The sequence below is a fragment of the Dryocola clanedunensis subsp. sulfonylureivorans genome (genome assembly GCF_016756775.1).
In the GTDB taxonomy this organism is placed as follows: domain Bacteria; phylum Pseudomonadota; class Gammaproteobacteria; order Enterobacterales; family Enterobacteriaceae; genus Dryocola; species Dryocola clanedunensis.
Genome location: NZ_JAERMU010000006.1, coordinates 234,632 through 246,777, shown reverse-complemented (window position 1 = coordinate 246,777; position 12,146 = coordinate 234,632). Strand labels below are relative to the sequence as shown.

Genomic DNA, 12,146 nt, shown 5'->3' with positions numbered 1-12,146 from the left:
ATGGTGCTCCTTGTCTGAATTCAAAAACCTGCTTAACGGTACAGGGTGGCAGTGCCATAAAACGGGGAATTAGAAGTGACACTGGTAATGCGATAGCCTGACGCACCCTGCTGCGCGGCTTTCACCATCAGAGCATCACTCACATCATCCGGAGTGGAACCATCTGCTGATATCACCCCGATTTTCTCGGCATCGGCAGCCTGTTTACGCGTCAGCTCATTAGCCATAGACGGAACCAGCACGGCTGCGATGTCTTTACTCTCCGTCAGGCTTGCCTGTCCGTTGTAATCAAGGTTGTTAACCAGTGTACCTGTCACAAATACAGTGCCGGCGGTGTCCTGACTGAAATGCAGCGCGCTGCCCTGGGTTTCCAGAACATAACCCTGCTCTGGCTGAGCGGCGAAAGCGATGACCGGGAAAGTCAGGAATGCTGCAATCATTAATTTTTTCATCTTGTTACCCTCGTTGTTTGTTTGACTGGTTTGTTGTGTTGTCGTGCTGTTGAAATACAATCTACCTACCAGTAGATAGATTGGCAAGGGCAAATATTATCCAGTATTATAAAGTGTGATGTATGTCACATTTTATGGTTGAAGGTTTACCATGCAATAATAGGCTGTGAAGGCCATGAACACTGGCCTGAGGGATATTTAATTAAGGTAGGAATATGACTGAATGAGTTTAGAAACCAGGTTCCATTATAAGTACTTAACGTGGGGTGGAGGCGGTTCAGCATCCCGCATTGTAGCTTTTACCGTGAACAAAAATACCCGCTTTCAATGAAGACAAGCCGCCAGTAGGGTAATCACAAGACTCCAAAAAATCGTTCATTTCAGATTCCGACACCCACATCTGCTTAAAGTGAGCACGATAGATACTGTAACCCAGCTCATGGAGCAACATTAAATCAGCCTGAGTGGCCTGCCGTACTTGTAATGGTATGAATTCTGCCTCACTGGTAAAAGATATTTAATCCATAACGAAATTTCTTTTTTTTGCATACTTCTATTCGGTATCTATCCTAAGCCACCGGCTATTCGGATGGATAATACCTGTAAGAATTTCCAGCGGTTTAAGAATTGTTTCATAGCAGGGGATGTTCATATTTCAATTTAAATAAACTGAAGTTAGTTTACGGAAGAATGAAATTACGCTGTGAAGCAGTGGCTGGGGATTTCTTAAGGATGAATGTTTAAGCTCTTATTTAGTAGTGCAATGGCTGAAGACATACGACATAGTGTGTTTGGATGGGTGATTTATTTCTGAAATATTAAGCGCCAACCATGCCAAATTCTTTATCACAGGAAACGAAATACCTTGCCTGTGAGTCCTTCTCAAACAAACAGTTTGATAAACATAGTCGCATAGATATAGCTTATTAAGCTCATATATTAAGGGAGGATTTGATCATGAAATTTATTTCTACTTGCACGGCTCTGGTATTTGCTCTTTCGTGCACTGCAGCCGTGGCTGGGGAATGCCCGGCAGGAAAAGAGGGCCCAACGCCTTTTAAACCCATTACAGAAACAAAAGGACCAATCCAGGTGGTCAACAATGGTCAAATACTGTTAGACGATGAAGCGGTTGCGGCCAAAGGGTGGCATTTGCGTTCACGAACAATCTATTTTGGCAAAGATTCTGTTGCCCAGCTGCATTCCCATGATGAGCGTCCTGAAATAGCAACCATGCTTTCCGGGTCGGTAACCATCTACGCTAAAAATTGTACTGTCGGGGTGAAAATGAAGCCTGGGGAGGTCTATCGTTCCGGTCGTGGTGACTCACATTGGGCTGTGAATGAAAGCGGTGCGCCTGCTGTGATGTATGCGACTGACATTTTCCTTAAGGATACTTTCCCGGTATCGGGTGGTAATAAGTAAAGATCCCGATCTCTCGTTAACGAAAAAGGGCAATGAATTTAAATTCATCGCCCTGGATGTCTTAAACGCCTGTTACCACATCAAATCATCCGGCACTTTAAAGTCAGCGTACGGATCTTCTTCGTCCTGCTCTTCGGTACTGAGGGCGCTGTTTAATACGATGCTGCTCGCATCGCGCTGGGCAATTTTATCGGCCACGCTTGCGGGAATAATCGCGTATTCGCTGTCACCGTTTTTATCCGTAGAAAGACGGGCGATGGCGAGACGGCCGCTAATCAGCTGGGCCTGCGTTGCTTTATCCACGTAGACTTTTTTAATTAAGTTGTTGTCCGTGAAGTTATAGCCGATATCGCCTCTGGCAATAACGATTCTGTTCATTTCAATAAGCTGCTTCACCTGAGCTTTAAATTCTTTGGCTAACGCGGCCTGCTTTTGCTGCTCGCTTAACTCTTTATCACGCTCAAGCTGTGCTTTTTTGTTCTCTTCCACGGCCTCTCTGGCTTCGCGCGCCTGAACCCGTGATTTCTTAGCCGTTTTTTGCACTTTGGCCATTTTTTTACTGCTGACTAAGCCAGCTTTCAGCATCTGCTCTTGTAGGGTGAGTTTTGTCATGATCGTTTCTGAACCAGTTAAGTAATACGGGGGATTATACCTTTAATCACCGGGACTGTGCCAGGTAACGACATCTCAACGCGTATAGCTGAGTACCTGAGTTGATCAAAACAGAAGCCTTGCTAACGGGTGATGGTTTTCCCTGCATTGGCTCAGAACATCGTTTCAGGTCATTACTTGATGCACTAACCTGTGTAAAATCAGACCTAACCCAATATCGTTGAGAGCTCTGCTATGGCTGGCGTAAACAAAACGCATCTGACTGAAACGGATATCATCACCAAGTTCATCCTACCTGCGATCAAAGACGCGGGTTGGAACGTGATGACGCAGATACGTCAGGAGGTAAAACTCCGTGATGGCAAAGTAGTGGTACGCGGCAAACTGGCGGCACGCCTGACGGTGAAATCAGCCGATATTGTGCTCTACCACAAACCGGGGTTACCGCTTGCGGTTATAGAAGCAAAAGCCAATAAGCATGAGATTGGCAAAGGGATGCAGCAAGGGCTGGATTACGCGCGCTTGCTTGATGTGCCTTTTGTTTTTGCCTCTAACGGCGACGGCTTTATCTTTCACGATAAAACCAACCCTGTGCAGCTTGAATCTGAAATCAAGCTGGAAGATTTCCCATGCCCTGAGCAGCTTTGGGATAAATACTGTGCCTGGAAAGGTTTTACTACCGAACAAATGCCCGTCATCAGCCAGGATTACTACGATGACAACTCTGGAAAATCCCCCCGTTACTATCAGTTACAGGCAATAAATAAAACCATAGAAGCCGTATCTGCCGGGCAAAAACGCGTATTGCTGGTCATGGCGACAGGAACCGGGAAAACCTACACCGCTTTCCAGATTATCTGGTGTTTATGGAAAGCAAAAAACAAGAAACGCATTCTGTTCCTCGCGGACCGCAATATTCTGGTTGATCAGACCAAAACTAACGATTTCCAACCTTTCGGCAGTGCGATGACAAAAATCACCGGGCGTACCATCGACCCGGCTTATGAAATCCAGCTGGCGCTGTATCAGGCCATCACCGGGCCAGAGGAACATCAGAAAGCGTTTAAACAAGTCGCGCCAGACTTCTTCGACCTGATTGTTATCGACGAATGCCACCGTGGCAGCGCGTCGGAAGACAGCGCCTGGCGTGAAATCCTCGAATACTTCAGCAGTGCCACGCAGATTGGGCTCACCGCCACACCGAAAGAAACCGAGGAAGTCTCCAGCACTGACTACTTTGGCGAACCGGTCTATACCTATTCGCTGAAAGAAGGTATTGAAGACGGCTTCCTTGCTCCGTACAAAGTGGTGCGTGTAGATATCGACGTGGACTTACAGGGCTGGCGTCCAACCAGAGGGCAGGTGGATAAGCACGGCGAATTGATTGAAGACCGTATTTATAACCAGAAAGATTTCGACCGCACAATGGTCATTGATGAACGCACCCTGCTGGTGGCGCAAACCATCACCGACTATTTAAAACGCACCAACCCGATGGATAAAACCATCGTCTTTTGTAACGACATCGACCATGCCGAAAGAATGCGCCGGGCGCTGGTCAACCTGAACCCGGAGCAGGTAAAGAAAAACGAAAAGTATGTGATGAAAATCACCGGTGATGACGAAATTGGCAAAGGGCAGCTGGATAACTTCATCAACCCTAAAAAGCCTTACCCGGTGATTGCCACCACGTCTGAACTGATGAGCACGGGTGTGGATGCCCAAACCTGCAAGCTGGTGGTGCTGGATCAAAACATCCAGTCGATGACCAAATTTAAGCAAATCATCGGGCGCGGCACGCGTATCAACGAAAAACACGGCAAGCTGTGGTTCACCATTCTCGACTTCAAAAAAGCCACCGAATTGTTTGCCGATGAACGTTTTGACGGTGTACCAGAAAAAGTGATTAGCACCACGCCAGAAGAGATTACCGACCCGGACTCGGATTTTGACGAGCGGCTGGAAGACGAAACGCCAGAGAATGAATTGCCTGATGTGTTTGCAGGGGCAGACGAGACTCCCGCAAGTTACGATGCGACGTCAGGCTATGGATCCGGTGCTTTTGAAGAAGACGAAGATAACAAAATCCGCAAATTCCACGTTAACGGCGTTGCGGTCAAAGTGCTGGCGAAACGGGTGCAGTATTACGATGCGGACGGCAAACTGGTCACGGAATCCTTTCAGGATTACACCCGCAAAACCCTGCTGAAAGATAAAGACTACGCATCGCTTGATGACTTCACCCGTAAATGGCACTCTGCCGCCCGCAAGCAGGTTATCATTGAGGAGCTGCAACAGTTGGGCGTGCTTTGGGACGTGCTGGCCGAAGAGGTGGGTAAAGATCTCGACCCGTTCGATTTGCTTTGCCACGTGGTTTACGGCCAGCCGCCGCTAACGCGCCAGGAACGTGCCAACAACGTGCGTAAACGTAACTATTTCACCAAATATTCCGAGCCTGCGCAGAACGTGTTAAACACGCTTCTGGATAAATACGCTGACGAAGGCGTGCAGGAAATCGAGGATATTCAGGTGTTGAAGCTAAAACCGTTCGACACGCTTGGCCGCCCACTGGAAATTATCAAAAGTAGCTTCGGTAACAAGCAGGCTTACGAAGAAGCAGTGAACGAACTGGAAAACGAAATCTACCAGTTGCCACCACGCTCCGCCTGATAACCCAACATTCACTCTCTCCCGGCCTTGAAGTTTTCCCTCGCCCCTTTGGGGAGAGGGTCAGGGTGAGGGGATTTTTTATTTACAACGGAAAGAAAACATGTCGATTAGCTCAGTCATAAAATCCCTGCAGGACATCATGCGCAAAGACGCAGGCGTAGACGGCGATGCCCAACGTTTAGGCCAGCTTTCATGGCTGCTGTTCCTGAAAATTTTTGACACCCAGGAAGAAGAACTGGAACTGGAGCAGGATGATTACCAGTTGCCGATCCCTAAACGTTACCTATGGCGCACCTGGGCGGCGAACAGCGAAGGGATTACCGGTGATGAGCTGCTGGAGTTTGTGAATGACGACCTGTTCCCGACGCTGAAAAGCATGATTGCGCCAATCGACAAAAACCCACGCGGTTTTGTGGTGAAACAAGCGTTTAGCGATGCCTATAACTATATGAAAAACGGCACGCTGCTGCGCCAGGTGATCAACAAACTCAATGAAATCGACTTTAGCAGCAGCAGTGAACGCCACCTGTTCGGCGACATTTACGAACAGATCCTGCGCGACCTGCAAAATGCGGGCAATGCGGGTGAATTCTATACTCCGCGTGCGGTCACGCGCTTTATGGTCAACCGCATCGACCCGAAACTGGGCGAGTCGATTATGGACCCGGCCTGTGGTACTGGCGGTTTCCTGGCGTGTTCCTTCGACCATGTAAAAGATAATTACGTTAAAACCACCGAAGACCATAAAACCCTGCAAAAGCAGATTCATGGCGTTGAGAAAAAACAGCTCCCGCACCTGCTGTGTACCACCAACATGCTGCTGCACGGCATTGAAGTCCCGGTACAAATTCGCCACGACAACACGCTTAACAAGCCGCTTTCCTCCTGGGATGAGCAGCTTGACGTGATTGTCACCAACCCACCGTTTGGCGGCACCGAAGAAGACGGCATTGAGAAAAACTTCCCGGCAGAGATGCAGACCCGCGAAACCGCCGACCTGTTCCTGCAACTGATTATTGAAGTGCTGGCCGATAAAGGCCGTGCGGCGGTGGTGTTGCCAGACGGCACACTATTTGGTGAAGGCGTAAAAACCAAAATCAAAAAGCTGCTGACCGAAGAGTGCAATCTGCACACCATTGTGCGTTTACCAAACGGCGTGTTTAACCCGTACACCGGCATCAAAACCAATATTCTGTTCTTTACCAAAGGCCAGCCGACCAAAGAGATCTGGTTCTACGAGCATCCGTACCCGGCCGGCGTAAAGAACTACAGCAAAACCAAGCCAATGAAGTTTGAAGAGTTCCAGACCGAGATCGACTGGTGGGGCAGCGAAGCCGACGGTTTTGCCAGCCGTGAAGAAAACAACCAGGCGTGGAGAGTGAGCATTGGCGACATCATCGCCCGCAACTTTAACCTCGATATCAAAAACCCGTACCAGGGCGAAACCATCAGCCACGATCCTGACGAACTGTTGGCGCAGTACCAGACTCAGCAGGCGGAAATCAGCAAACTACGCAACCAGCTACGCGACATTCTCGGTGCCGCACTGGCAGGTAAAGGGGCAAACTGATGGCCGTTGAAAAACTGATTACCCAGCATATCGATACCTGGACATCCGCCCTGCAAACCCGCTCAACCGCCGGGCGCGGTAGCAACGGTAAAATCGATCTCTACGGCATTAAGAAACTGCGTGAGCTGATCCTGGAATTGGCAGTGCGCGGCAAGCTGGTGCCGCAGGATCCGAATGATGAACCGGCTTCTGAGCTGTTAAAGCGCATTGCTGCTGAAAAAGCGGAGCTGGTAAAGCAGGGAAAAATTAAAAAGCAGAAGCCTTTGCCGGAGATTAGCGAGGATGAGAAGCCGTTTGAATTGCCGGGCGGGTGGGAGTGGGAAAAATTAGGCAACATATGTTCAAAACTAACAGATGGGTCACACAATCCGCCAAAAGATAATGGCTCAGGTTATCCCATGCTCAGCAGTCAGAATATTCAGAATGGATTGATAGATTTCGATAATCCTTCTCGCTATGTCTGTGAAGATGATTTTATTAAAGAAAATGGACGAACATTAATCAATGGGGATGATATTTTGTTGACCATAGTTGGTTCATTAGGACGTAGTGCAGTAGTTAACGATAATACAAAATTTGTTCTGCAAAGAAGTGTTGCTGTTTTAACGTCTGGATTATTTTCAAATTATTTATCAGATTATTTTAAATCAATGACGGCGCAGCTTTATTTTATCGAAAATGGAAAAGGTACAGCACAAAAAGGTATATATCTTGGCCAACTTTCTCAGATGCTTGTCCCTGTACCTTCATTGGCTGAACAAAAGAGAATTATTTCTAAAATTCAGGAACTCATGTCCCTCTGCGACCAACTGGAACAGCAATCCCTGACCAGTCTGGATGCGCATTCACAACTTGTGGAAACGCTGCTGGCAACGCTTACCAACAGCCAACACGCAGAAGAGTTGGCCGAAAATTGGGCGCGAATCAGCCAGCATTTCGACACGTTGTTTACCACCGAAGCTAGCATTGACGCCCTTAAACAAACCATTCTGCAACTGGCGGTAATGGGTAAGCTGGTGCCACAAGACCCGAATGATGAACCTGCCTCAGAACTGCTAAAACGTATTGAGCAGGAAAAAGCGCAACTGGTGAAAGACGGTAAAATTAAAAAACAAAAACCGTTGCAAGTAATTAGCGACGAAGAAAAACCGTTTGAATTGCCCATCGGTTGGGAGTGGGTAAGGTTGGGGAGTTTATGTGAATTCGTAACAAGCGGTTCACGAGGGTGGAACCAATTTTATTCGGATGAAGGATCAATATTTATTAGATCTCAGGATATAAAATTTGATCGTTTGGAGTTTGATAATCGAGCTTACGTTAAACTACCTTTGGATACGGAAGGAATACGAACACGTGTTGAATTCGGCGATCTATTAATGACAATTACTGGCGGTAATGTTGCAAAAGTGGCAATTATTGATTTAGATTTAGAAGATGCTTATGTTAGCCAACATGTTGCATTAATTAGATTAATTTATAAAACCATAAATACATATATACACACTTGGCTAATTTGTGAACATGGTGGTCGCAAACATCTTTTAGATATAAGTTATGGAGCAAAGCCAGGGCTCAATTTAAAAAATATAAATGACCTTCTTATCCCTTTCGCTCCTCAAAAACAGCAAGAAAAGATATTAAAGAGAGTCAATGAATTGATGTCACTGTGTGACAACCTTAATATAGTTATGCAGTCCGCCCAGAAAACCCAGCTCCACCTGGCGGATGCGCTCACTGACTCAGCATTAAACTAATCTTTTCGGCGGGTAACGCTTACTGCTTACCCGCCAACCAATCTCACCTAACCACGCAGAAAGCGCGGTGCCTGTAAATCCTCGACCAGTTCATTAATCAACTCAAACAGCATGCCGGTTAAGGCGCGGTTCACCTCAAGGGTATGGGCGCGGCTCAATAAGGTTTGCGTCAGCGCGTGGCAATACTGGCGTTGTATTTCTGAGTCGTGGTTAACCTGTATTTTTACTTCTTTATCGACGGTGAGGCGTTCCACCAGATACGCGGGCAGCGGCTGGTCAAAGGTCGTTTTCATCACTTCCAGACAGTGGGCGATGCGCCCGCAAAGCGCCTGTTGTTCGGTTGCTGTTTTGCACTCAATTAGCTCGTCGGCAAGGGATTCGCACACGTCGAGAAGCTGAAACAGATCCATGCTGGCGGTAATCGGGGAAAGCAGGGCGTCGTTTGGTTGCGGCTGAGAAATGTTGTGAGTTGAAAGCATGATAATGATCTCCTACAGAGTAGATAATCACCATCACCGGAGTTCCTACACTCGGGTGGTGGCGCTGATGAGGGTAGGAAACCGACCTCTAAGGAATATCGGCCAGCCCGAAGGCTGCCCCACCAGCGCCACCGTTGATAAGGATAAAGGTGTGTTGGTGCCACGACAATAAAAAAGACGTTAAGCCCTTGATATTGCCTTAGAGAAACCGGGTTCCTACGCCCGGCACCAGATTTTGCTGGTGCGTAGAAATCATACGCTCGGCGGTTTGCAGCTGACAAGCAAAAAAATGGCGGTTACAGCGTTGCATTTTGGATGTGCGAAGGGGCTCGCAAACAACAAATTAAGACTGGACTCGTAGGGGGGATAAGCGGCAGCGTCATCCACCATTTGATTCATACTGTCGGAAGACGCTTCGCTTTTCCGACCTACAAAACCGTTGTCATTGCCCAGTGAATACGGTGAATAGTGGAAATAGATGATTAGTGAACCAGAAGTGATACAACAGGATTGATAGATTTTTCGGGGAAAGAAAGCGGAAATGGTGTCCCCTGCAGGAATCGAACCTGCAACTAGCCCTTAGGAGGGGCTCGTTATATCCATTTAACTAAGGGGACAAGCGGGCGTAGTATACCCGCTTTTCGGGCCGGGGTAAGGGGTTAACGGGTTGATTGCCTGAATCGTAACCAGTTTTTGCCTCACGCCTGCCGTTTGTCCTCTTTCTCGGCCTCTTCTGCGTCTTCTACTTCCGCCTTGCGTTTCGCTTTGGCCTTCGCTTCTGCTTTCTTCTTGTTGCTCATATCGTTACGGATTTGCGCATGGCTTATCAGCGCGAAGATGAAGGTGCCGCCGCAGATGTTGCCTGCAAGGGTCGGCAATGCAAACGGCCAGAAGAAGTCGCTCCAGTGAATAGTACCGTTAAAGACCAGATAAAGGATTTCAACCGAGCCGACTACAATGTGGGTGAGATCGCCCAGGGCAACCAGCCAGGTCATGATGATGATCACCACTATCTTTGCCGCGCCCGCGGAGGGGAACATCCATACCATGGTGGCAATGATCCAGCCGGAGATAATGGCGTTGGCGAACATCTCGCCCGGCGTGTTGTGCATCACCTCCATGCCGATGGTGACGAACGCGTCACGAGTTTTTTCATCGAAGATCGGCATGTATTCAAAGGCGTATGCCGCAAGACCGGTGCCAATTAAGTTGCCAAGCAGCACCATACCCCACAGACGTAGCAGCAGCACAAAGTTGCTGCTGGTGGGTTTTTGCATCACCGGCAAAACCGCCGTGACGGTGTTTTCGGTAAACAGCTGCTGGCGGGCCATTATCACGATGATAAACCCGAAGGTGTAGCCGAGGTTCTCCAGCAGGAAGCTGCCCGGCACGCCTTCGAGATGGACGTGAAACACGCCCTTTGCCAGCAGTGACGCTCCCATAGACAGGCCTGCGGCGATGGCCGACCACAGCAGGGCCATGGCATCGCGTTCCAGCTCTTTCTCCCCGTCCTGGCGAATATGCTCGTGGATGGCCATCGCTCTGGAGGGGAGATGATCCTCATCAACATCAATTGTTTTGCCGCTCGACTTCTCTTCGCTCTCCACTTCCAGCTCATCGCTGGATTTATCAATTTTCTCTTCTTTTATATTGTCCATTTCTGTACGTGCTCTGCGTGGCTATCGTTCTTTTAAGCGTAGCGGTTTTTTTCCGGCTTCCCGCTATATCCAGAATTCATCCGATTTTTGATCTTGTCGCCGCGTTTACTTCTTTTGGAGTACGACTTCCTGTATGCACAGTCTGGAGCCTGGGGGATGATGTGGTATCATTCATGCCCCTGAAATTTGTAGCGATAAATCCTGATGCTTGATGTCGTAAATTTGAGCTGTACCCGTGACGACCGGACGCTGTTTAGCGCGCTGTCGTTTACCGTTTCCGCGGGCGAGATGGTTCAGGTGGCAGGAGCGAATGGCGCCGGAAAAACATCCTTACTGCGTATTCTCGCCGGGCTTTCGCAAGCCGAAGAGGGGGAAGTTCGCTGGCAGGGCGAGTCTCTGCAACGTGCGCGGGATGAGTTTCATCAGGATTTACTGTGGCTCGGCCATCAGCCCGGCATCAAGGCGGCGCTCACCGCGATTGAAAATCTTAACTTCTTTCATGGGGATGCTCCCGTCGAACAGCGCTGGGAAGCGCTGGCGCAGGCAGGCCTGGTCGGGTTCGAGGATGTGCCGGTTAATCAGCTTTCTGCCGGGCAGCAGCGCCGCGTGGCGCTGGCGCGTTTGTGGTTAAGCTCCGCAAAGCTGTGGATTCTGGACGAGCCTTTTACCGCCATTGATGTCGCTGGCGTGGAAAAACTTACCCAACAAATGGTGCGGCATACCGAAGCGGGGGGCATGGTTATTCTGACCACGCACCAGCCGCTCGCGCTGGCCTTCGTGCGGCAGATTGTTTTACGGGAAGCGGACGCATGATGTGGCGTATTTTTTTTCAGGAAATGCGGGTTGTCTTCAGAAAAAGATCTGAAATTGCCAATCCGCTGTGGTTTTTTATTATTGTTATCACCCTGTTTCCGCTGGGCATTGGCCCGGAGCCGCAGCTGCTGGCCCGCATTGCACCCGGGGTTATCTGGGTTGCGGCATTGCTGGCTTCGCTGCTGGCGATGGACCGGCTCTTCAGGGATGACTTCATGGATGGTTCACTTGAACAACTCATGTTGTTACCCATCCCTTTGCCGGTAGTGGTGCTGGCGAAAGTGACCGCTCACTGGGTGGTAACAGGTCTACCGCTGTTAATTCTCTCACCGCTGGCGGCCCTGCTGCTCGGGCTGGATTTTTACAGCTGGCAGGTGATGGCCTTGACGCTGCTGTTGGGGACGCCAACGCTAAGCTTTTTGGGCGCACCGGGCGTGGGATTAACGGTTGGTTTACGGCGCGGTGGCGTGCTGCTAAGCCTGCTGGTGCTGCCGCTGACCATTCCGCTCCTGATTTTTGCCACGGCAGCGATGGACGCGGCGTCTATGCATTTACCCGTTGATGGCTATATGGCAATCCTCGGTGCGCTGCTTGCGGGCAGCGCGACACTAAGCCCGTTTGCTACGGCGGCGGCACTGCGCGTTAGCGTGCAGTAAAAAATAGAGTGTGTTGTAGGGTGGAAAAGCTTCTGCGTCATCCACCACCAAACTTTT

10 protein-coding genes and 1 tRNA gene are annotated in these 12,146 nt (G+C 49.2%); 6 read left to right on the top strand and 5 right to left on the bottom strand.

Going from position 1 to position 12,146, the window contains the following annotated elements; translation table 11 throughout:
• Window positions 1-32: 32 nt before the first annotated feature.
• Entirely contained in the window at window positions 33-452 is a 420-nt protein-coding gene (locus HYQ67_RS08300; protein ID WP_202303218.1) for a YdgH/BhsA/McbA family protein, read from the bottom strand.
• A gap of 957 nt (window positions 453-1,409) precedes the next feature.
• Here HYQ67_RS08300 and HYQ67_RS08295 point away from each other — a divergent pair.
• A complete protein-coding gene (locus HYQ67_RS08295; protein WP_202303216.1) occupies window positions 1,410-1,877 on the top strand; it encodes a cupin domain-containing protein in 468 nt (155 codons plus the stop codon).
• A gap of 72 nt (window positions 1,878-1,949) precedes the next feature.
• Here HYQ67_RS08295 and HYQ67_RS08290 read toward each other — a convergent pair whose 3' ends face one another.
• Window positions 1,950-2,489, bottom strand: a complete 540-nt coding sequence (locus tag HYQ67_RS08290; protein WP_202303214.1) for a DUF2058 domain-containing protein — start codon at window positions 2,487-2,489, stop codon at window positions 1,950-1,952.
• Between the two features lie 234 nt (window positions 2,490-2,723).
• On the opposite strand from HYQ67_RS08290, the gene hsdR reads away from it, so the two are divergent.
• From hsdR to HYQ67_RS08275, 3 genes are all read left to right on the top strand, one after another.
• Window positions 2,724-5,159, top strand: a complete 2,436-nt coding sequence (gene hsdR, locus HYQ67_RS08285) for an EcoAI/FtnUII family type I restriction enzme subunit R (protein WP_202303212.1) — start codon at window positions 2,724-2,726, stop codon at window positions 5,157-5,159.
• Window positions 5,160-5,259: 100 nt separating this feature from the next.
• Complete coding sequence (locus tag HYQ67_RS08280; RefSeq protein WP_202303211.1) at window positions 5,260-6,729, top strand: N-6 DNA methylase; 1,470 nt, start codon at window positions 5,260-5,262, stop codon at window positions 6,727-6,729.
• Window positions 6,729-8,483 (top strand): restriction endonuclease subunit S, encoded by a 1,755-nt coding sequence (locus HYQ67_RS08275; protein WP_202303210.1) that lies wholly within the window; start codon window positions 6,729-6,731, stop codon window positions 8,481-8,483. Before HYQ67_RS08280 ends, HYQ67_RS08275 begins: the two co-directional genes overlap by 1 nt.
• 47 nt (window positions 8,484-8,530) lie before the next feature.
• Here the strand turns inward: HYQ67_RS08275 and HYQ67_RS08270 are convergent, their stop codons facing one another.
• The 3 genes from HYQ67_RS08270 to HYQ67_RS08260 form a co-directional block, all read right to left on the bottom strand.
• The gene (locus HYQ67_RS08270; RefSeq protein ID WP_202303209.1) at window positions 8,531-8,962 is read right to left on the bottom strand and encodes a hypothetical protein; all 432 of its coding nucleotides are present in this window, start codon (window positions 8,960-8,962) and stop codon (window positions 8,531-8,533) included.
• Between the two features lie 542 nt (window positions 8,963-9,504).
• Window positions 9,505-9,579: transfer RNA gene (locus HYQ67_RS08265), tRNA-Arg, on the bottom strand.
• A gap of 81 nt (window positions 9,580-9,660) precedes the next feature.
• Window positions 9,661-10,620: a formate/nitrite transporter family protein gene (locus HYQ67_RS08260; RefSeq protein ID WP_202303208.1), complete on the bottom strand. Its 960-nt coding sequence runs from the start codon at window positions 10,618-10,620 to the stop codon at window positions 9,661-9,663.
• A gap of 204 nt (window positions 10,621-10,824) precedes the next feature.
• Between HYQ67_RS08260 and ccmA the strand changes: the two genes are divergently transcribed.
• Both ccmA and ccmB read left to right on the top strand, forming a co-directional pair.
• Complete coding sequence (gene ccmA, locus HYQ67_RS08255) at window positions 10,825-11,433, top strand: cytochrome c biogenesis heme-transporting ATPase CcmA (RefSeq protein WP_202303207.1); 609 nt, start codon at window positions 10,825-10,827, stop codon at window positions 11,431-11,433.
• On the top strand, window positions 11,430-12,089 hold the full coding sequence (ccmB, locus tag HYQ67_RS08250; protein WP_202303206.1) for a heme exporter protein CcmB: 660 nt from the start codon (window positions 11,430-11,432) through the stop codon (window positions 12,087-12,089). The genes ccmA and ccmB overlap by 4 nt, the downstream gene beginning before the upstream one ends.
• Window positions 12,090-12,146: the final 57 nt, after the last annotated feature.

Excerpts from the sequence above, each read along its gene's own strand:
- HYQ67_RS08300 (WP_202303218.1), bottom strand. The coding sequence starts at position 452 with ATGAAAAAATTAATGATTGCAGCATTCCTGACTTTCCCGGTCATCGCT.
- HYQ67_RS08295 (WP_202303216.1), top strand. The coding sequence starts at position 1,410 with ATGAAATTTATTTCTACTTGCACGGCTCTGGTATTTGCTCTTTCGTGC.
- HYQ67_RS08290 (WP_202303214.1), bottom strand. The coding sequence starts at position 2,489 with ATGACAAAACTCACCCTACAAGAGCAGATGCTGAAAGCTGGCTTAGTC.
- hsdR (WP_202303212.1), top strand. The coding sequence starts at position 2,724 with ATGGCTGGCGTAAACAAAACGCATCTGACTGAAACGGATATCATCACC.
- HYQ67_RS08280 (WP_202303211.1), top strand. The coding sequence starts at position 5,260 with ATGTCGATTAGCTCAGTCATAAAATCCCTGCAGGACATCATGCGCAAA.
- HYQ67_RS08275 (WP_202303210.1), top strand. The coding sequence starts at position 6,729 with ATGGCCGTTGAAAAACTGATTACCCAGCATATCGATACCTGGACATCC.
- HYQ67_RS08270 (WP_202303209.1), bottom strand. The coding sequence starts at position 8,962 with ATGCTTTCAACTCACAACATTTCTCAGCCGCAACCAAACGACGCCCTG.
- HYQ67_RS08260 (WP_202303208.1), bottom strand. The coding sequence starts at position 10,620 with ATGGACAATATAAAAGAAGAGAAAATTGATAAATCCAGCGATGAGCTG.
- ccmA (WP_202303207.1), top strand. The coding sequence starts at position 10,825 with ATGCTTGATGTCGTAAATTTGAGCTGTACCCGTGACGACCGGACGCTG.
- ccmB (WP_202303206.1), top strand. The coding sequence starts at position 11,430 with ATGATGTGGCGTATTTTTTTTCAGGAAATGCGGGTTGTCTTCAGAAAA.